Annotated in this window: 14 protein-coding genes; 7 read left to right on the top strand and 7 right to left on the bottom strand. The window is 55.3% G+C overall.

Going from position 1 to position 21499, the window contains the following annotated elements:
• Positions 1–90: 90 nt before the first annotated feature.
• Positions 91–2481, top strand: a complete 2391-nt coding sequence (locus ACQG1Y_RS04215; RefSeq protein ID WP_368740700.1) for a glucose/quinate/shikimate family membrane-bound PQQ-dependent dehydrogenase — start codon at positions 91–93, stop codon at positions 2479–2481.
• Between the two features lie 87 nt (positions 2482–2568).
• On the opposite strand, the gene cueO is transcribed toward ACQG1Y_RS04215, so the two are convergent.
• Positions 2569–4128, bottom strand: coding sequence for a multicopper oxidase CueO (gene cueO, locus ACQG1Y_RS04210; RefSeq protein WP_032652587.1), 1560 nt, complete (start codon positions 4126–4128; stop codon positions 2569–2571).
• Positions 4129–4273: 145 nt separating this feature from the next.
• On the opposite strand from cueO, the gene ACQG1Y_RS04205 reads away from it, so the two are divergent.
• From ACQG1Y_RS04205 to speD, 3 genes are all read left to right on the top strand, one after another.
• Entirely contained in the window at positions 4274–4621 is a 348-nt protein-coding gene (locus tag ACQG1Y_RS04205; protein ID WP_003856306.1) for a YacC family pilotin-like protein, read from the top strand.
• Between the two features lie 101 nt (positions 4622–4722).
• Positions 4723–5592, top strand: coding sequence for a polyamine aminopropyltransferase (gene speE / locus ACQG1Y_RS04200; protein ID WP_015572694.1), 870 nt, complete (start codon positions 4723–4725; stop codon positions 5590–5592).
• The gene (speD, locus tag ACQG1Y_RS04195; protein ID WP_017694500.1) at positions 5593–6387 is read left to right on the top strand and encodes an adenosylmethionine decarboxylase; all 795 of its coding nucleotides are present in this window, start codon (positions 5593–5595) and stop codon (positions 6385–6387) included.
• 31 nt (positions 6388–6418) lie between these two features.
• Here the strand turns inward: speD and yacL are convergent, their stop codons facing one another.
• Both yacL and acnB read right to left on the bottom strand, forming a co-directional pair.
• Positions 6419–6781 (bottom strand): protein YacL, encoded by a 363-nt coding sequence (gene yacL, locus ACQG1Y_RS04190; RefSeq protein ID WP_017694501.1) that lies wholly within the window; start codon positions 6779–6781, stop codon positions 6419–6421.
• A gap of 212 nt (positions 6782–6993) precedes the next feature.
• Positions 6994–9591 (bottom strand): bifunctional aconitate hydratase 2/2-methylisocitrate dehydratase, encoded by a 2598-nt coding sequence (gene acnB, locus ACQG1Y_RS04185; RefSeq protein WP_032670550.1) that lies wholly within the window; start codon positions 9589–9591, stop codon positions 6994–6996.
• Positions 9592–10040: 449 nt separating this feature from the next.
• Between acnB and ACQG1Y_RS04180 the strand changes: the two genes are divergently transcribed.
• Complete coding sequence (locus ACQG1Y_RS04180; protein WP_257438699.1) at positions 10041–11537, top strand: DUF3300 domain-containing protein; 1497 nt, start codon at positions 10041–10043, stop codon at positions 11535–11537.
• Between the two features lie 10 nt (positions 11538–11547).
• Complete coding sequence (locus tag ACQG1Y_RS04175; RefSeq protein ID WP_032671432.1) at positions 11548–12339, top strand: DUF2950 family protein; 792 nt, start codon at positions 11548–11550, stop codon at positions 12337–12339.
• A gap of 52 nt (positions 12340–12391) precedes the next feature.
• On the opposite strand, the gene lpdA is transcribed toward ACQG1Y_RS04175, so the two are convergent.
• From lpdA to pdhR, 4 genes are all read right to left on the bottom strand, one after another.
• The gene (gene lpdA, locus ACQG1Y_RS04170; RefSeq protein ID WP_003856313.1) at positions 12392–13816 is read right to left on the bottom strand and encodes a dihydrolipoyl dehydrogenase; all 1425 of its coding nucleotides are present in this window, start codon (positions 13814–13816) and stop codon (positions 12392–12394) included.
• Positions 13817–13991: 175 nt separating this feature from the next.
• Complete coding sequence (gene aceF / locus ACQG1Y_RS04165; RefSeq protein ID WP_063135040.1) at positions 13992–15872, bottom strand: pyruvate dehydrogenase complex dihydrolipoyllysine-residue acetyltransferase; 1881 nt, start codon at positions 15870–15872, stop codon at positions 13992–13994.
• A gap of 14 nt (positions 15873–15886) precedes the next feature.
• Positions 15887–18550, bottom strand: coding sequence for a pyruvate dehydrogenase (acetyl-transferring), homodimeric type (gene aceE, locus ACQG1Y_RS04160; RefSeq protein WP_003856315.1), 2664 nt, complete (start codon positions 18548–18550; stop codon positions 15887–15889).
• 123 nt (positions 18551–18673) lie between these two features.
• Positions 18674–19438 carry a pyruvate dehydrogenase complex transcriptional repressor PdhR gene (pdhR, locus tag ACQG1Y_RS04155; RefSeq protein WP_015572686.1) on the bottom strand — a complete coding sequence of 255 codons (765 nt, stop codon included), beginning with the start codon at positions 19436–19438 and terminating at the stop codon, positions 18674–18676.
• Between the two features lie 537 nt (positions 19439–19975).
• Here pdhR and aroP point away from each other — a divergent pair.
• Entirely contained in the window at positions 19976–21346 is a 1371-nt protein-coding gene (gene aroP, locus ACQG1Y_RS04150) for an aromatic amino acid transporter AroP (RefSeq protein WP_015572685.1), read from the top strand.
• Positions 21347–21499: the final 153 nt, after the last annotated feature.

Genomic DNA, 21499 nt, shown 5'->3' with positions numbered 1-21499 from the left:
AAAAAGCAATATTTGTGATTCCGATCACAGTTGTTAATACCTATAATTAATTGCTAGCAAATAATTAACAAAACTGACGAGTACTTTTCTATGGCTGAAACAAAAACTAAACAGCCGCGTCTACTGGTGACATTAACAGCCGCGTTTGCCGCGTTCTGCGCGCTGTATTTGTTAATCGGTGGCGTATGGCTGGTCGCGATTGGCGGCTCCTGGTACTACCCGATTGCGGGTCTGGTTATGGTTGGCGTAACCGTCCTGCTTTTACGCAGAAAACAATCTGCTCTGTGGCTGTACGCAGCGTTACTGCTCGCAACCATGATCTGGGGCGTCTGGGAAGTCGGGTTCGACTTCTGGGCGTTGACGCCGCGCAGCGACATTCTGGTCTTCTTCGGTATCTGGCTGATCCTGCCGTTTGTCTGGCGTCGTCTGATCGTCCCTTCCAGTGGCGCCGTGGCCGGTCTGGTCGTTGCCCTGCTGATTAGTGGCGGCATCCTGACCTGGGCCGGTTTTAACGACCCGCAGGAGATCAACGGTACGCTGAACGCGGAATCCACGCCGGTTGCGGCTATTTCGCAGGTGGCGGACGGTGACTGGCCTGCTTATGGTCGTAACCAGGAAGGTCAACGCTACTCCCCGCTGAAGCAGATCAACGCGGACAACGTGAAAAACCTGAAGGAGGCCTGGGTATTCCGTACCGGCGACCTGAAGATGCCAAACGATCCGGGTGAGCTGACCAACGAAGTGACCCCGATTAAAGTGGGCAACATGCTCTACCTGTGTACGGCGCACCAGCGTCTGTTCGCGCTCGACGCGGCTACCGGTAAAGAGAAATGGCACTTTGATCCACAGCTGAACTCCAACCCGTCGTTCCAGCACATTACCTGCCGCGGCGTCTCTTACCACGAAGCGCGCGCCGATAATGCCAGCCCGGAAGTCATTGCCGACTGTCCTCGCCGCATTATGCTGCCGGTGAACGATGGCCGCCTGTTTGCCATTAACGCTGAGACCGGCAAGCTGTGCGAAACCTTCGCCAATAAAGGCATTCTGAATCTTCAGACCAACATGCCGGACACCACGCCGGGCCTGTATGAGCCGACCTCCCCGCCAATCATCACCGACAAAACCATCGTGATTGCCGGTTCGGTAACGGATAACTTCTCTACCCGTGAAACCTCCGGCGTTATCCGTGGTTTCGACGTGAACACCGGTAAACTGCTGTGGGCCTTCGACCCGGGCGCGAAAGATCCTAACGCGATCCCATCGGATGAACACACCTTTACCTTTAACTCACCGAACTCCTGGGCACCGGCAGCGTATGACGCGAAGCTGGACCTGGTCTACCTGCCGATGGGCGTGACCACGCCGGATATCTGGGGCGGTAACCGTACGCCGGAGCAGGAACGTTACGCCAGCTCCATCGTGGCGCTGAACGCAACAACCGGTAAACTGGCATGGAGCTACCAGACCGTTCACCACGATCTGTGGGATATGGATATGCCGTCCCAGCCGACGCTGGCGGACATTACCGTTAACGGTAAAACCGTACCGGTGATTTACGCCCCGGCGAAAACCGGTAACATCTTCGTGCTTGATCGTAGCAACGGTAAGCTGGTTGTTCCTGCGCCGGAAAAACCGGTTCCGCAGGGTGCGGCCAAAGGCGACTACGTCACCAAAACGCAGCCGTTCTCTGACCTGAGCTTCCGTCCGAAGAAAGATCTCAGCGGTGCAGACATGTGGGGTGCCACCATGTTTGACCAGCTGGTATGCCGCGTGATGTTCCACCAGCTGCGCTACGAAGGGATTTTCACCCCGCCGTCAGAGCAGGGTACGCTGGTCTTCCCGGGTAACCTGGGGATGTTCGAATGGGGTGGGATCTCCGTTGACCCTAACCGTCAGGTCGCCATCGCTAACCCAATGGCGCTGCCGTTCGTTTCCCGCCTGATCCCTCGTGGTCCGGGTAACCCAATGGAGCAGCCGAAAGATGCGAAAGGCAGCGGTACCGAAGCCGGTATCCAGCCGCAGTATGGCGTTCCTTATGGTGTGACCCTGAATCCGTTCCTTTCTCCGTTCGGTCTGCCGTGTAAACAGCCTGCCTGGGGTTACATCTCCGGTCTGGATCTGAAGACCAACAAGATCGTCTGGAAGAAACGTATTGGTACGCCACAGGACAGCATGCCGTTCCCGATGCCTGTTCCAGTGCCTTTCAATATGGGTATGCCAATGCTGGGTGGCCCAATCTCCACCGCCGGTAACGTGCTGTTCATCGCGGCAACCGCAGATAACTACCTGCGCGCGTACAACATGACCAACGGTGAGAAACTGTGGCAAGGCCGTCTGCCAGCCGGTGGACAGGCAACGCCGATGACCTATGAAGTGAATGGCAAGCAGTACGTTGTCATCTCTGCGGGTGGTCACGGTTCGTTTGGCACGAAGATGGGCGACTATATTGTCGCGTATGCACTGCCTGACGACGCTAAGTAACGAAAAAGCCCGGTGGCGCTAACGCCTACCGGGCCTACGGGTGCCCTATGTAGGCCGGGTAAGGCGAAGCCGCCACCCGGCTTTTTTTTATACGGTAAAACCGAGCATCATCCCCGTATCTTCATGCTCCAGCAGATGACAGTGGGCCATATAGGCAAACTCTTTCGGCGCCTCGTGGTCGAACTTCACCAGCACCTCGCTGACGCCGCCTTCCACCCTCACCGTATCTTTCCAGCCCGCACGATGCGCCTCCGGCGCTTTACCATTTTCAGACAGAATACGGAACTGCGTGCCGTGGATATGGAACGGGTGCAGCATCATGTCGCCTTCGCCTGAAATCACCCAGCGTTCAAACTGCCCTTTCGTGGCGGCGAACATGGGCGTGTTCATATCGAACGCTTTGCCGTTGATGCGGTTGGCGTTGTGGAAATCGAAACCATGGCCGCCGTGATCCATGCCGCCCATTTTACCGTGGTCCATATTCATATGGCCCATCATCTGGCCGTGATGCATTCCCGCCATGGCCTGATTGCCGTACTTCTTCATCAGCGCCTGCATGCCCATCATGTCTAGCATCGGATCCATAGAAAGCTGAAGTTTACGCTGCGTAAGCCCGTCCAGCGACGGGAGTGCTGGCAGTGTGGTGAGGGTCTCCGGCAGCGTACCGGAGGCGGTGATCTGTAGCGGCTGAATGCGCAGGACCGGATGCGGCTTATCAAACGGCGCAACGGCCATCCCCATCTGGCTGACCGGCAGGGTCACCAGGTCAAACGCTTTGCCATCGCTGATATCCACCAGCACCTCGAAGCGCTCCCCCATCAGCATCGGCAGCTCGCTCACCTTCACCGGTTCCGGCAGCAGGCCGCCGTCGCTTGCCACCACGTAAAGCGGGCGTTTATCGCTGGTGGCGAAGTTCAGCGAGCGGGCGTTACAGCCGTTAAGCAGACGTAAGCGCAGCCAGCCTTTTGGCGCGGCATGCTGCGGGTAGATCGCGCCGTTGGTCAGGAGTGTATCGCCAAACCAGCCTACCGCCGCGCTCATTACGTCCAGCTGATAGTCAATTTGCCCGTCAGCGTTGAATTTTTTGTCCTGCACAATCACCGGGACATCGTCGATTCCCCACTGTTTTGGCAGGCGCAGCAGGCGGCTTTCATCGTCTTCAATCAGCACCAGGCCGGCCAGCCCCATCGCCACCTGATGGCCCGTTTTGCCATGCTGATGCGGGTGGAACCAGCAGGTCGCCGCGCGTTGTTCCGGAGTAAAGGTTACGCTGCGTTTACCACCAGGCCTGATAATGCCCTGAGGCCCTCCATCCACTTCGCCCGGGACTTCCAGCCCGTGCCAGTGCAGCGTGGTCTCTTCCGCAAGCGTGTTATGAATGTCTACCGTCACCGCCTTCCCTTTGCGTAACTGCAACGCCGGGCCGAGCAGATTGCCGTTATAGCCCCACGTCGTGGCGGCGTGCTGACCGAACGTGGTTTTACCGGCCTGCACCACAAGCTGAATGCGGCTGCGGGCATCTGCGGCGAGTAATTCAGGAATGGGTAAAGCCGGTCTGTCGGCGGCAAAAACGGCGCGGCTCCAGAGAGGTAACGCGCTGGCAACCCCCAGTGCGGCAGAAAATTTTAAAAAATCACGACGTTGCATGTGCATTTCCTTATTTCCAGCAGGCGATCTTTTGAGCATAAACCCTCCCCTTACCGGAAGGTCAAGCACGGCGGCAATAATAAAGATCGTCGGCCTGGCATCAAGTATGCTAACGTTAATTTTCCGTGATGCAGTGGTAAAGGCAATGAAGACGTTTTTCAGAACAATTTTGTTCGCCAGCCTGATGGCGATGTGTGCGAACAGTTACGCGCTAAGTGAAAACGAAGCGGAAGATATGGCCGATCTGACGGCAGTTTTTGTTTTTCTGAAAAACGATTGTGGTTACCAGAATTTACCCAATGGGCAAATTCGTCGCGCACTGGTCTTTTTTGCCCAGCAGAACCAATGGGACCTCAGCAACTACGACAGCTTCGACATGAAGGCGCTCGGTGAAGACAGCTACCGTGATTTAAGCGGTATTGGCATTCCCACTGCTAAAAAATGCAAAGCGCTGGCTCGCGATTCACTCAGCCTGCTCGCCTACGTGAAGTAACCTTCCCGACGCCCCTTGTTGACCCGTTAACCGCCTCACGGCGGTGTTGTGTTGCGCCCATCTGCCGGATGTAATGGATGTTAACGAAGGAGGTGCTCCCCATGACCGAAAAAACGGTATGGCAAGAAACGCTGCATGACCAGTTTGGTCAGTATTTTGCCGTGGATAACGTGCTCTATCATGAGAAAACCGATCATCAGGATTTGATAATCTTCGAAAACGCCGCCTTTGGCCGCGTGATGGCGCTGGACGGCGTGGTGCAAACCACCGAGCGCGACGAGTTTATCTATCACGAAATGATGACCCACGTCCCGCTGCTGGCCCACGGCCACGCGAAGGACGTGCTGATTATCGGCGGCGGCGACGGCGCGATGCTGCGTGAAGTCTCTCGCCATCAGAATGTCGAAACCATCACCATGGTGGAAATCGACGCCGGTGTGGTGTCGTTCTGCCGCCAGTATCTGCCCAACCATAATGCCGGCAGCTATGACGATCCGCGGTTTAATCTGGTTATCGATGATGGCGTCAATTTTGTTAACCAGACTACGCAAACGTTTGATGTCATTATCTCTGACTGTACCGACCCTATCGGTCCGGGCGCGTCGCTGTTTACCTCGTCGTTTTACGAAGGCTGCAAGCGCTGCCTGAAGCCTGGCGGAATTTTTGTGGCGCAAAACGGCGTTTGCTTCCTGCAACAGGATGAAGCGCTTGATAGCCACCGTAAGCTGAGCACCTATTTTGCTGACGTCAGCTTCTACCAGGCGGCGATCCCCACTTACTACGGCGGGATCATGACCTTTGCCTGGGCGACGGATAACGACGTTCTGCGCCATCTCTCTACCGAGATCGTGCAGGCCCGCTTCCACCAGGCCGGACTCCAGTGCCGCTACTACAACCCGGCGATCCACACCGCAGCCTTTGCGTTGCCTCAATATCTGCAAGACGCGCTGTCCTCAAAGGAGGTGAACTAATTGAAAAAGCTTAAACTGCATGGCTTTAACAATCTGACCAAAAGCCTGAGTTTTTGTATTTACGATATCTGCTACGCCAAAACAGCAGAAGAGCGCGATGGTTACATCGCCTATATCGATGAACTCTACAACGCCAACCGTCTGACCGAGATCCTGACAGAGACCTGCTCGATTATCGGCGCGAACATCCTGAATATCGCGCGCCAGGATTATGAGCCTCAGGGTGCGAGCGTCACCATTCTGGTGAGTGAAGAGCCGGTTGACCCGAAGCTTATCGACAAAACCGAGCACCCCGGCCCGCTGCCGGAAGTGGTAGTCGCCCACCTGGATAAAAGCCACATCTGCGTGCACACCTACCCGGAAAGCCACCCGGAAGGCGGGCTGTGTACCTTCCGCGCGGATATTGAAGTGTCGACCTGCGGCGTGATTTCACCGCTGAATGCGTTGAATTATTTAATCCACCAGCTGGAATCCGATATCGTCACTATTGATTATCGCGTGCGCGGTTTTACCCGTGATATCAACGGCATGAAGCACTTCATTGATCATGAGATCAACTCCATTCAGAACTTCATGTCCGAGGACATGAAGTCGCTGTACGACATGATGGATGTGAACGTCTATCAGGAGAATATCTTCCATACCAAGATGATGCTTAAAGAGTTCGATCTTAAGCACTATATGTTCCATACCAGGCCGGAAGATTTAAGTGACGAAGAGCGTAAGGTCATTACCGACCTGCTCTGGAAAGAGATGCGCGAAATTTACTACGGCCGTAACATTCCGACCGTGTAAACGTGATCCGGAGCAGGGACGCTTCGGGGAGTTACTTCTGTTTCATAAAATCGCGGTAGGCGTTCAACACGCTCAGGAAGTCTTCCACGCCGCAAAGCGACAGGCTCTCTTCGTCGTAGTAGCTCATCCCCTCTTCCATCTCATCACCCGAGAACTCAAGTTGGTTGGCGCGCACCATCACCTCTTCGCCATCCATCCACAGCGTGTATTCGTGCCCGGCGCGTTGCCAGGAGCGTTCACTGCCTTTCACCGTTTCCGCCGCCTGTTCGACTTCATCCAGCAGCGCGAGGTTCTCTTTCACCTCTTCGTTAAACCAGTGTCCAACGGCTTCGTGCCCCATCGACATTCGCACTTTCACCACGCCGGTGATGTCGCGCAAAAATTCGTAATCCATAGCGTTTTCCTCTGCAAAGCCATTAGGGTAATTATCGCAGCAGAGAGGAAGAAAAAAAGCGGGAGAGGTGGGAGGAATGAAAATAAAAAACCCACCGACGTTGCGATGGGTTTTGTAGGCCCGGTAAGCGTAGCGCCACCGGGCAATGGGTCAGGTGCGGAGCGGTCTGGTGCCCTCACCCCCAGCCCCTCTCCCACGGGAGAGGGTAGCATTTATACTGCGGTCTGGAAGATCACCCCGTCAGCCTTCTCGGTGTACTGAGAGAGCTGGTCGAAGTTCAGATAACGATAAGTATCCACCGCCGTCTTATCTACCTGAGCCACAAAGGTCTGGTACTCTTCCGGCGTTGGCAGTTTGCCAATCAGCGCCGCAACCGCCGCCAGCTCCGCAGAGGCCAGGTAAACGTTCGCCCCGGTACCTAAACGGTTCGGGAAGTTACGGGTTGAGGTGGAAACCACCGTCGCACCGTCGGCCACGCGCGCCTGGTTGCCCATACACAGGGAACAGCCAGGGATTTCGATACGCGCCCCGCTCTTACCAAACACGCTGTAGTAGCCCTCTTCGGTCAGCTGCGCCGCATCCATACGGGTTGGCGGCGCCACCCACAGACGGGTCGGCAGCTGGCCTTTGTGGGTATCCAGCAGCTTACCGGCAGCACGGAAGTGGCCGATGTTGGTCATACAGGAGCCGATGAACACTTCGTCGATCTTATCGCCCTGTACGTCAGAGAGCAGACGCGCATCGTCCGGATCGTTAGGCGCACACAGGATTGGCTCTTTGATATCCGCCAGATCGATCTCAATCACCGCCGCGTACTCTGCGTCAGCATCGGCTTCCAGCAGCTGCGGATCCGCCAGCCATTTTTCCATGCCCTGAATACGACGCTCCAGCGTACGACGGTCGCCGTAGCCTTCCGCTATCATCCACTTCAGCAGCACGATGTTGGAGGTCAGATACTCAATAATCGGCTCTTTGTTCAGCTTGATGGTACAGCCCGCCGCAGAACGCTCGGCAGAGGCATCGGTCAGCTCGAACGCCTGCTCCACTTTCAGATCCGGCAGACCTTCAATTTCCAGAATGCGGCCAGAGAAGATGTTTTTCTTGCCTTTCTTCTCGACGGTCAGCAGACCCTGTTTAATGGCATACAGCGGGATCGCGTGCACCAGATCGCGCAAGGTAATGCCCGGCTGCATTTTACCTTTGAAGCGCACCAGCACCGATTCCGGCATATCCAGCGGCATCACGCCGGTCGCTGCGGCAAACGCCACCAGACCGGAACCCGCCGGGAAGGAGATCCCGATTGGGAAACGGGTATGGGAGTCACCGCCGGTACCGACGGTATCCGGCAGCAGCATGCGGTTCAGCCAGGAGTGGATAACGCCGTCGCCCGGACGCAGGGAGACACCGCCACGGTTCATAATGAAGTCTGGCAGCGTGTGGTGCGTGGTTACGTCAACCGGCTTCGGATACGCCGCGGTGTGGCAGAAGGATTGCATCACCAGATCGGAAGAGAAGCCCAGGCACGCCAGGTCTTTCAGTTCATCACGGGTCATTGGGCCAGTGGTGTCCTGAGACCCCACGGAGGTCATTTTCGGTTCGCAGTACGCGCCAGGACGGATACCAGTGACGCCGCAGGCGCGACCCACCATTTTCTGCGCCAGAGAGTAACCGCGGTTGCTCTCGGCCACGTCTTTCGCCTGACGGAATACGTCACTGTGCGGCAGACCCAGCGCTTCACGCGCTTTGGTGGTCAGGCCACGGCCGATGATCAGCGGAATACGACCACCGGCACGCACTTCGTCGATCAGCACGTCGGTTTTCAGTTCGAAGCTGGCCAGCAGTTCGTTGGTTTCGTGGTTGCGCACTTCGCCTTTATACGGGTAAACGTCAATCACGTCGCCCATGTTCAGGTTGCTCACGTCCACTTCAATTGGCAGCGCGCCCGCATCTTCCATGGTGTTGAAGAAGATTGGCGCAATTTTGCCGCCGAGGCACAGGCCGCCGCCGCGCTTGTTCGGCACGTGCGGAATGTCGTCGCCCATGAACCACAGCACGGAGTTGGTGGCGGATTTACGGGAAGAACCGGTACCAACCACGTCACCGACGTAAGCCAGCGGGAAACCTTTTTGTTGCAGGGCTTCGATCTGTTTGATCGGGCCAACCACGCCTGGCTGATCCGGCTCAATGCCTTCACGGGCGTTTTTCAGCATCGCCAGGGCGTGCAGTGGGATATCCGGGCGAGACCATGCATCCGGCGCCGGAGAAAGGTCATCGGTGTTGGTTTCACCGGTCACTTTAAAGACGGTAACGGTAATTTTTTCAGCAAGCTGAGGGCGGTTCAGGAACCATTCGGCATCGGCCCAGGACTGCATCACCCGCTTCGCGTAAACGTTGCCTGCTTTGGCTTTTTCTTCCACATCGTAGAAGTTATCGAACATCAGCAGCGTTGAAGAGAGCGCTTTGGCAGCAATTGGCGCCAGCTTGTCGTTATCCAGCGCGTCAATCAGCGGATGAATGTTATAGCCGCCCTGCATGGTGCCGAGCAGTTCAATCGCTTTTTCAGGAGTAACCAGTGGGGAGGTGGCTTCGCCTTTGGCAACGGCGGCAAGGAATCCGGCTTTTACGTAGGCAGCTTCATCTACGCCAGGCGGTACACGGTTGATCAGCAGATCTAACAGGAATTCTTCTTCGCCCTCAGGCGGGTTCTTCAGCAGCTCGACGAGCGCGGCCATTTGGGTTGCATCTAACGGTTTGGGTACAATTCCCTCGGCGGCACGTTCTGCTACGTGCTTACGGTATTCTTCTAGCACGACGGTTCTCCTCGCTCTCATTGTCATATGCGGCGGGCGTTCTCTTCACGCTCCTGTGAGACAGCAGTTTGTAGGGTAAATGCCCGATACCGCGTCGGGCAGCATAGCAGGATTTCTGCACAGTGTTAATCTGTTTACAAAAAAGCAACATTAAAAAATTTGCTGAATCGTTAAGCATGGTATAGCACCCCGTCACCGGGCCCGAAAGCAGTTCCGTAAGTTTGTCGCCACCCCAGCAGCTAGCTGCTGGCCGCTCGCAAGAGCGGCCTTTTGAATGTCCGTCGCCTGCTCAGCCATCCGATATAATTGTGTAATAAATACTCACACTCTTTATCCGGATGCTTCGGAGGTTTTCCCAACAAAAGTCAAAACTGTAAAACACGGGTGAATGATACTCGCGGCAACAGCAACGCCTCACGGCACTGCACTCGTCTCGTTGGAGTCAATCTATGAAGTTGCCTTTTAAACCACATCTTCTTGTTCTGCTTTGCAGTGCGGGGCTGTTTGCCGCCTCGGGCGTCATGTTCGTTAAAAGCCGCGCAACGGAACCCGCTCCCGCACCTGCGCCGGTAGCCCCGCAGCTCCCCGACCCGGCAGCACAGCCTGCCCCGGTGGCGACTCCGGCCTATACCGCCGCGCAGATCGATCAGTGGACAGCGCCCATTGCGCTCTATCCCGACGCGCTGCTGTCGCAAATTCTGATGGCCTCAACCTATCCGGCGAGCGTGATTCAGGCCGCCCAGTGGTCAAAGGACAACCCTAAAATGCAGGGCGATACCGCCATTCAGGCGGTCAGCGGGCAGCCATGGGATGCCAGCGTGAAATCGCTGGTCGCCTTTCCGCAGTTAATGTCGTTGATGGGAGAAAACCCGTCGTGGGTACAGAGCCTCGGCGACGCCTTTCTGGCCCAGCCAAAGGATGTGATGGATTCCGTGCAGCGTCTGCGCCTGCTCGCGCAGCAGACAGGCACGTTGCAATCCACCCCGCAGCAGACCGTCACCACCGTGAAAAAATCTGCGCCAGCCTCCACCAGTACAGCCGCGACGTCAACGTCGGCTAGTCCGACGGTGATTAAAATTGAGCCAGCCGATCCACAGGTGGTTTATGTCCCTACCTACAACCCTTCCACCGTTTACGGCACGTGGCCAAACGCCAGCTATCCGCCTGTGTATCTGCCCCCGTCTCCCGGCCAGCAGTTTACCAATAGTTTTGTCAGAGGCTTTGGCTATAGCCTCGGCGTAGCCACTACCTATGCGCTGTTCAGTAACATAGACTGGGACGATGACGACGATCACCATCACGATCATGATGACGATCACCACGGCGGTTATTCGCATAACGGCGATAACATTAATATTAATGTTAATAACTTCAATAAGATCACCGGCGAGCACCTTACCGATAATCATCAGGTCTGGCAGCATAATCCGGCCTACCGCAACGGCGTGCCCTACGCCAATAGCCAGCTTGCCAGCCGCTATCATCAGACTTCAGTGCCGGGCGGGTTGAGCGCTACCCGGCAGCAGCCGGTCAACCGCGATAGCCAGCGGCAGGCTGCGATGGCGCAGGTACAGCAGTCGACGGGCAAAACCCTCACACAGCTACAGCATGGCGACGCGCATTTCCCGCAACATTCAGCGTCCGCGCAGCAGCTGAAGCAGCTCTCTCAGCGCAGCAACTATCGCGGCTACGACAGCGCGCGGCCACACGCACAACAGATGAATAATACTCTTGCGCAAACCAGACGCCCGACGCAGGTTCAGCATCAGCCGCTGCGGGCAAACGCCCTGAGCGGCAACGACAGCCGTTCGGCCAGCTGGCAGGCCCAGCACCAGCGCGGGCTGCAAAGCCGCCAGCACGCGTCGCTGAACAGTGAGCAGCGTGCCAGCTTCCGCCAGCAGCTGTCCGAACACCATACCGAACACCGTGAATTCCACCGTCGTTAAGGGAGCCGCTATGAACATGAAACCGATCGGTGGAATGCTGTTGTTGATGGTATCCACCTTCGCCTGCGCCCAGCAATCCTTCTCCACGCCTGAGCAGGCAGCCAATGCCCTGACGAAGGCCATCAGCGAGCAGAATGAGCGCGCGATGGCCGACCTGCTGGGGGATAACTGGCGCGACTATCTGCCACCTGAAGGAGTTGATCCGGAGGCGGTAGCTCGATTCCTGCGTGACTGGAAGATTAACCATCGTACCGAAATCAGCGGCGATATTGCCCATCTGTCAGTTGGCGATAACGGCTGGCAACTCCCCATACCGGTAGTGAAGAAAAAAGAGGGCTGGCAATTTGATATGCAGAAAGCGGCGGATGAGATCCTGACCCGCGAAATCGGCCGCAACGAACTCGCGGCTATCGAAGCGCTGCACGCCTACGTCGACGCACAGCACAGCTACTACGCCATGAACCACCGCTATGCGCAGAAGATTGTCAGCACGCCAGGGCTAAAAGACGGCCTGTACTGGCCCATCTCGCCGGGCGAAGCGCCAAGCCCGCTGGGTCCCGCCTTCAGCCCGCCGGAGCCGGGTATGGGCTATCACGGCTATCGGTTCCGCATTCTGCCTGATAAAAATGGCTTTGCGATGGTTGCCTGGCCCGTGAGCTATGGTCAGACGGGGGTAATGAGCTTTGTTGTTAACCAGGATGACAAGGTGCATCAGGCAAATCTCGGCAACGATTCGGCACAAAAAGCGCAGGCGCTCGCTGCATACCACCCGGATAAAACCTGGCAGCCTGTCACCCCCTGAACGCGGCGCATAAAAAAAGCGGCCTGAGGCCGCTTTTTTCATCTGAAGAAATTTATTTCTTCTTCGCTTTCGCGTTTGGCAGGTCCGTAATGCTACCTTCAAACACTTCTGCCGCCAGGCCCACGGACTCGTGCAGAGTCGGGTGAGCGTGGATGGTCAGCGCGATGTCTTCCGCGTCACAGCCCATTTCGATAGCCAGACCGATTTCACCCAGTAGCTCGCCGCCGTTGGTACCGACAATCGCACCACCGATCACGCGGTGAGTCTCTTTGTCGAAGATCAGTTTAGTCATACCGTCTGCGCAGTCGGATGCGATAGCACGGCCAGAAGCAGCCCACGGGAAGGTGGCGGTTTCGTAGCTGATGCCTTTCTCTTTCGCTTCTTTCTCAGTCAGACCGACCCATGCAACTTCTGGCTCGGTGTAGGCGATAGATGGGATCACTTTCGGATCGAAGTAGTGCTTCATGCCGGCGATAACTTCAGCGGCAACGTGACCTTCGTGAACACCTTTGTGCGCCAGCATTGGCTGACCGACGATATCGCCGATAGCAAAGATGTGCGGCACGTTGGTGCGCAGCTGTTTGTCAACGCGGATGAAGCCACGGTCGTCCACTTCCACGCCAGCTTTGCCCGCGTCGAGGTTTTTACCGTTCGGCACACGACCGATAGCCACCAGCACGGCGTCGTAACGCTGTGGTTCGGATGGGGCTTTTTTGCCTTCCATGGAAACGTAAATACCGTCTTCTTTCGCTTCAACGGCAGTCACTTTGGTTTCCAGCATCAGGTTGAATTTCTTGCTGATGCGTTTGGTGAAGACTTTAACGATGTCTTTGTCGGCAGCCGGGATAACCTGGTCGAACATTTCAACCACGTCGATCTCTGAACCCAGCGCATGGTACACGGTACCCATTTCCAGACCGATGATACCGCCGCCCATAACCAGCAGGCGCTTAGGAACGGTTTTCAGCTCCAGCGCATCGGTGGAATCCCACACGCGTGGATCTTCATGTGGAATGAATGGCAGTTCGATTGGGCGAGAGCCTGCCGCGATGATCGCGTTGTCGAAGTTAATCACGGTTTTGCCGTTTTCGCCTTCCACTTCCAGGGTGTTCGCACCGGTGAATTTACCCAGACCGTTTACCACTTTCACTTTACGGCCTTTGGCCATACCCGCCAGACCGCCGGTCAGCTGAGTGATAACTTTCTCTTTCCAGGTACGAATTTTGTCGATGTCGGTTTTCGGCTCGCCGAAGACGATACCGTGTTCAGCCAGCGCTTTGGCTTCTTCGATAACTTTCGCTACGTGCAGCAGCGCTTTAGAAGGGATACAGCCGACGTTCAGACAAACACCGCCGAGGGTGCTGTAACGTTCTACGATGACGGTTTCCAGACCTAAATCCGCGGCGCGAAATGCTGCGGAGTAACCTGCCGGGCCTGCCCCAAGTACTACGACCTGAGTTTTGATTTCTGTGCTCATCATGACCTCTTAATGTATACCCGTCGTCCACCGGGTCGTTCTATCCGCCCGTATTTTACAAAATTGTTAACAATTTTGAAACAACAAACGGCTCACGAATTATCGCTTTCACCAATAACCTCAAAAACCCCATGAGATTATCAGAAAAAAGCCGGCCGACTGGCCGGCTTTTCGATTACATCACCAGGCGGCGAATGTCGCTCAGCATGTTGTTGATGATGGTGATGAAACGCGCACCATCAGCCCCGTCGATCACGCGGTGGTCGAAGGACAGAGAGATTGGCATCATCAGACGCGGCACGAACTCTTTGCCATTCCACACCGGCTCCATCGCGGACTTGGACACACCGAGGATAGCCACTTCCGGCGCGTTCACAATCGGCGCGAAGTGGGTGGTACCCAGGCCGCCGATGCTGGAGATAGTGAAGCAGCCGCCCTGCATTTCGCCGGCAGTCAGCTTACCATCACGCGCTTTTTTGGAGATGGTGGTCAGCTCACGGGACAGCTCAGTGACGCTCTTCTTGTTCACGTCTTTGAAGACCGGAACAACCAGACCATTTGGCGTATCAACCGCAACACCGATGTTGATGTACTTCTTCAGCGTCAGCTTCTGGCCGTCTTCGGACAGGGAGCTGTTGAAGCGAGGCATCTGCTCAAGGGCAGCGGCAACCGCTTTCATGATGAAGACCACTGGAGTGAACTTCACGTCCAGCTTACGCTTCTCAGCTTCGGCGTTCTGCTGTTTACGGAACGCTTCCAGATCGGTGATATCGGTCTTATCGAAGTGGGTAACGTGCGGGATCATTACCCAGTTACGGCTCAGGTTAGCACCCGAGATTTTCTGGATACGGCCCAGTTCCACTTCTTCGATTTCACCGAACTTGCTGAAGTCCACTTTCGGCCATGGCAGCATGCCCGGGATACCGCCACCGGCAGCAGCAGCTGGTGCAGCTTCGGCGCGTTTCACCGCATCTTTCACGTAAGCCTGAACGTCTTCGCGCAGGATACGGCCTTTACGGCCAGTGCCCTTCACTTTCGCCAGGTTCACACCGAATTCGCGCGCCAGGCGACGAATCAGCGGAGTCGCGTGGACGTAAGCGTCGTTTTCAGCGAACTCAGATTTTTCTGCTTTAGCAGCAGGGGCAGCAGCCGGTTTAGCAGCCGGTGCCGGAGCAGCCGCGGCAGCTGGAGCGGCGGCAGGTGCTGCGCCTTCCACTTCGAAGACCATGATCAGAGAGCCGGTAGATACTTTGTCGCCGGTGTTGATTTTGATCTCTTTAACGGTACCGGCGAACGGCGCAGGCACTTCCATAGAAGCTTTGTCGCCTTCAACGGTGATCACTGACTGTTCAGCGGCAACTTTGTCGCCCACTTTTACCATCACTTCGGTCACTTCAACTTCGTCACCGCCGATGTCCGGTACGTTAACGTCTTTCACGCCGCCAGCAGCCGCTGGTGCAGCAGCCGGAGCCGGAGCAGCTTCCGCTTTCGCTGGAGCCGCAGCGCCTTCAGCGCCCGCCACTTCGAAAATCATGATCAGGGAACCCGTAGACACTTTGTCGCCGGTGTTGATCTTGATCTCTTTAACGGTACCCGCGAACGGTGCCGGCACTTCCATAGAGGCTTTGTCGCCTTCTACGGTGATCAGTGACTGCTCGGCCGCAACGGTATCGCCCACTTTCACCAGGATTTCAGTGACTTCAACTTCGTCACCGCCGATGTCAGGCACGTTCACTTCTTTCGCTGCCGCGGCCGCTGCTGGAGCAGCAGCAGGAGCGGCTTCTTTCTTCTCTTCCTGCGCAGGCGCAGCAGCTGCTGCACCGTCGGCGGAATCGAAAATCATGATCAGTTTACCGGTCTCGGTTTTATCGCCAACAGAGACTTTGATCTCTTTAACAATGCCAGCCTGAGGAGACGGGACTTCCATAGAAGCTTTGTCGCCTTCTACGGTGATCAGCGACTGTTCAGCTTCAACTTTGTCGCCCACTTTGACCAGGATCTCGGTGATTTCAACTTCATCAGCCCCGATGTCCGGTACATTGATTTCGATAGCCATTATTCTTTTACCTCTTACGCCAGACGCGGGTTAACTTTATCTGCATCGATGTTGAATTTGGTGATTGCGTCTGCAACCACTTTCTTATCGATTTCGCCACGTTTAGCCAGTTCGCCCAGTGCTGCTACTACCACGTAGGAAGCATCAACTTCGAAGTGGTGACGCAGGTTTTCGCGGCTGTCAGAACGACCGAAGCCGTCAGTACCCAGTACGCGATAATCATCAGCTGGAACGTAAGTACGAACCTGCTCAGCGAACAGTTTCATATAGTCAGTAGACGCCACCGCTGGCGCGTCGTTCATCACCTGAGCGATGTACGGAACGCGTGGGGTTTCCATTGGGTGCAGCATGTTCCAGCGCTCACAATCCTGGCCATCACGCGCCAGTTCAGTGAAGGAGGTAACAGAGTACACATCGGAACCCACACCGTAGTCTTTCGCCAGGATCTGCGCTGCTTCACGAACGTGACGCAGGATAGAACCAGAGCCCAGCAGCTGAACTTTACCTTTGCTACCTTCGATGGTTTCGAGTTTGTAGATACCTTTACGGATACCTTCCTCGGCACCTGCTGGCATTGCCGGCATGTGGTAGTTTTCGTTCAGGGTGGTGATGTAGTAGTAAATATTCTCTTGCGCTTCACCGTACATGCGCTGCAAACCGTCATGCATGATGACTGCCACTTCGTACGCGTAAGACGGGTCGTAAGAGATACAGTTAGGGATAGTCAGAGACTGAATGTGGCTGTGACCATCTTCGTGCTGTAGACCTTCACCGTTCAGGGTCGTACGACCAGAAGTACCACCGATCAGGAAGCCGCGAGCCTGCTGGTCGCCTGCCTGCCAGCACAGGTCACCGATACGCTGGAACCCGAACATGGAGTAGTAGATGTAGAACGGGATCATCGGCAGGTTGTTGGTGCTGTAAGAAGTCGCAGCAGCCAGCCAGGATGCGCCTGCACCCAGTTCGTTGATACCTTCCTGAAGGATCTGACCTTTCTCGTCTTCTTTGTAGTATGCAACCTGCTCACGGTCCTGCGGGGTGTACTGCTGACCGTTCGGGCTGTAGATACCGATCTGACGGAACAGACCTTCCATACCGAAAGTACGCGCTTCGTCGGCGATGATTGGAACCAGACGATCTTTGATCGACTTGTTCTTCAGCATCACGTTCAGGGCACGAACGAAAGCGATAGTGGTAGAGATCTCTTTGTTCTGCTCTTCCAGCAGCTGAGAGAAATCTTCCAGCGCTGGCAGTTCCAGCTTCTCGGTGAAGTTAGGCTGACGAGCAGGCAGGTAGCCTTTCAGCGCCTGACGACGTTCGTGCAGGTACTTGTGCTCTTCAGAACCTTCCGGGAAGGTGATGTAAGACAGTTTTTCTACCTGCTCATCGGTCACTGGAACGTTGAAACGGTCGCGGATATAACGCACGCCGTCCATGTTCATTTTCTTAACCTGGTGAGCGATGTTTTTACCTTCTGCGGTATCACCCATGCCGTAACCTTTGATGGTGTGGGCCAGGATCACAGTCGCTTTACCTTTGGTTTCACGCGCTTTTTTCAGTGCAGCGTAAACTTTCTTCGGATCGTGACCACCGCGGTTCAGCGCCCAGATCTGCTCGTCAGTCCAGTCTGCAACCAGGGCTGCGGTTTCAGGATATTTGCCGAAGAAGTGCTCACGAACGTAGGCACCGTCTTTGGATTTGAAAGTCTGGTAGTCGCCGTCAACGGTTTCGTTCATCAGCTGGATCAGTTTACCGCTGGTGTCTTTGCGCAGCAGCTCATCCCAACGACCGCCCCACATCACTTTGATCACGTTCCAGCCAGCACCTGCGAAGATGCCTTCCAGTTCGTTGATGATCTTGCCGTTACCGGTTACCGGACCATCCAGACGTTGCAGGTTACAGTTGATGATGAAGCACAGGTTGTCCAGCTTCTCACGGGTCGCGATGGTGATCGCGCCTTTAGATTCTGGCTCATCCATTTCACCGTCGCCCAGGAAGGCGTAAACGGTCTGCTCAGAGGTGTCTTTCAGACCACGGTGTTCCAGGTACTTCAGGAATTTAGCCTGATAGATCGCACCGATTGGACCCAGACCCATAGATACGGTCGGGAACTGCCAGAACTCAGGCATCAGTTTAGGGTGCGGGTAAGAAGACAGACCCTTACCGTGAACTTCCTGACGGAAGTTGTTCATCTGCTCTTCAGTCAGACGACCTTCCAGGAAGGCACGTGCATAGATGCCCGGAGAGATGTGGCCCTGGAAGTACACCAGATCGCCGCCATCTTTCTCGTTAGCTGCACGGAAGAAGTGGTTGAAGCACACTTCGTAAATGGTCGCAGAAGACTGGAAGGACGCCATGTGGCCACCCAGTTCCAGGTCCTTCTTGGATGCGCGCAGAACGGTCATGATGGCGTTCCAGCGGATAGCAGAACGGATACGGCGTTCCAGATCCAGATTGCCCGGGTATTCCGGTTCGTCTTCGACGGCAATCGTGTTTACGTAGTTGCTAGCCCCTGCACCTGAAGCCACTTTCACGCCGCCTTTGCGTGCTTCTGAAAGCAGCTGATCAATCAGATACTGAGCGCGCTCAACACCTTCTTCACGGATGACCGATTCGATCGCCTGTAGCCAGTCGCGAGTTTCGATCGGATCCACGTCATTTTGGAGACGTTCTGACATGGGGGTATTCCTTATCTATCTAATACGTTGATTTGTCTGGAACCTGTCCCATTGTATTTTCGCCAGAAAACACAATAAGACAGGTTCTGCGTTTAGTTGCCGCGCTCTAAAAGTACCTGGCGCTTAATCCTTTCGTTGCTGTATGCGGCGTAATGAACGTTCGCGACGCGATTGTTCACGGCTGCGGTCCAGCAAGATTTCCTCAATGAAAGCCAGATGGCGGTGCGACGCTTCGCGCGCCTGCTCCGGTTCCCCGGCCATTATCGCCTCGAATACTCGGGTGCGATGGTTGCTTACCAGCGGGAGCATCTCCCGACGGGCATACAACAATTCAAAATTCTGACGAACGTTCTGGGCCAGCATCGGCTCCATGCAGCGTAGCAGATGGAGGAGCACCACGTTGTGCGCCGCTTCGGTGACGGCAATTTGATACTGGACGACGGCATTGGACTCGGCGTCTAAATCGCCGGACTGCTGTGCCCGTTCAATGGCCTGATGCAGCTCGCGAATACGTACGCGGTCTTCATCAGTGCTGCGAAGGGCGGCGTAATAAGCCGCGATACCTTCCAGCGCGTGACGGGTCTCAAGCAGATCAAACTGGGATTCTGGGTGGTCAGAGAGAAGTTCTACCAGCGGGTCGCTGAAGCTCTGCCACAGGCTGTTTTGCACAAAGGTTCCGCCACCCTGGCGACGGAGCAACAGGCCCTTTGCTTCGAGACGTTGAATCGCCTCACGCAGAGAGGGGCGTGAAACGTCGAACTGTTTTGCCAGCTCGCGTTCTGGCGGGAGTTTCTCGCCCGGGCGCAGTGTCCCTTCGAGAATCAAAAACTCCAGCTGCTGCTCAATCACATCGGAAAGTTTTGGTTGGCGAATTTTGCTGTAGGCCATATTCCCTGTCTTACGCCTTTTTGCCCGGAGTCAATTGGTCTTACCAATTTCATGTTCGTATCGCTAAAGTAACAAAGTATTCACCTTCTGTCCATATTGGTTTTGATTGAAATCAGTAAACCCGGCACATTTTAACAACCTTACAGAACTAACGTTTCAGGAATGTAACTTTGCACAAATGAAATGGTTACTACCAAAGAGGCAGTTTTAACCATAATGAAACGAGGGTTTTTGCAATCTGAAGCGATTCAACAAGGCAAAAAATGAAAATTCGCCCTCTTCTGACGCATTTCTATTCTATAGGTTGGGGTATGAGGGGTTAACGTACCGATTTACAATTGGTTTCTTTTTATTCAAGTCGTCTTCATCCCTTCATAAAGCAGGTGCATTCGCTGGCGCTTACCACTATTCTTGCGCTAACGGAAGCCATCTCCGCTTTTTTCGGTATCGTTAACCGTAAAGAAATAAATACAGAATATGGACTTTCATAATTACACACGCACAGCGTGAACATAACAACCACACACGAGGTTTCAAATGGAAGCTCAACAGCATGGCGATCAGCTAAAGCGCGGCCTTAAAAACCGCCATATTCAGCTCATCGCCCTGGGCGGTGCTATTGGTACTGGCCTGTTTCTGGGCAGTGCATCGGTTATCCAGTCGGCCGGTCCGGGCATTATTCTGGGGTACGCGATTGCGGGTTTTATTGCATTTCTGATTATGCGCCAGTTAGGTGAAATGGTTGTTGAGGAGCCGGTCGCAGGCTCATTCAGCCACTTCGCCTATAAATACTGGGGCAGCTTCGCAGGTTTCGCCTCGGGGTGGAACTACTGGGTTCTGTACGTTCTGGTTGCCATGGCCGAGCTGACCGCCGTTGGGAAATACATTCAGTTCTGGTACCCGGAGATCCCCACCTGGGCGTCTGCGGCGGCCTTCTTCGTCATTATCAATGCCATTAACCTGACCAACGTAAAAGTGTTTGGTGAGATGGAGTTCTGGTTTGCCATCATCAAAGTGATTGCCGTTGTAGCGATGATCATCTTCGGCGGCTGGCTGCTGTTCAGCGGCAACGGCGGTCCGCAGGCCACCGTGCGCAACCTTTGGGAGCAAGGCGGGTTCCTGCCGCACGGCATGACCGGTCTGGTGATGATGATGGCAATTATCATGTTCTCCTTCGGCGGTCTGGAGCTGGTGGGCATCACCGCCGCGGAAGCCGACAACCCGGAGCAGAGCATTCCGAAAGCCACTAACCAGGTTATCTACCGTATTCTGATCTTCTATGTGGGCTCCCTGGCGGTCCTGCTCTCCCTGCTGCCATGGACGCGCGTGACGGCGGATACCAGCCCGTTTGTGCTCATCTTCCACGAGCTGGGCGACACCTTCGTGGCGAACGCGCTCAACGTCGTGGTGCTGACCGCCGCGCTCTCCGTTTATAACAGCTGCGTTTACTGCAACAGCCGTATGCTGTTCGGCCTGGCGCAACAGGGCAACGCACCGAAAGCGCTGCTTACCGTTGATAAGCGTGGCGTACCGGTTAATACCATCATCGTGTCGGCGGTCGTGACGGCGCTGTGCGTTCTGATTAACTACCTGGCACCGGAATCTGCCTTCGGTCTGCTGATGGCGCTGGTGGTTTCCGCGCTGGTGATTAACTGGGCGATGATTAGCCTCGCGCACATCAAGTTCCGCCGCGCCAAGCACCAGCAGGGCGTAACCACGCGCTTCCCTGCCCTGCTCTATCCGCTGGGGAACTGGGTTTGCCTGCTGTTCATGGCAGCTGTGCTGGTCATTATGCTCATCACCCCAGGCATGGCGATTTCTGTCTACCTGATCCCGGTCTGGATTGCGATCCTCGGCGTGGGTTATATGGTGAAACAGAAAAATGCCAAAACGGTGAAAGCGCACTAAGTGTTTTCTCGCTGTACTCGCGGTTGCGGGTACAGCGTCTTGTTACCTTCCTCACAAATTCGCGCCCACAGCAAAATCCTCCATATCACCGCCTTTATATTGCAACGCATATATTCGTTTACCAGCGAATAATTCTCTCCATACCGAAACCCG

The organism is Enterobacter cloacae complex sp. 397G4, from assembly GCF_050031515.1.
Taxonomy (GTDB): domain Bacteria; phylum Pseudomonadota; class Gammaproteobacteria; order Enterobacterales; family Enterobacteriaceae; genus Enterobacter; species Enterobacter hormaechei_C.
Note: the sequence above shows the minus strand (reverse complement) of the source record. Positions and strands in the feature narration are given on the sequence as shown.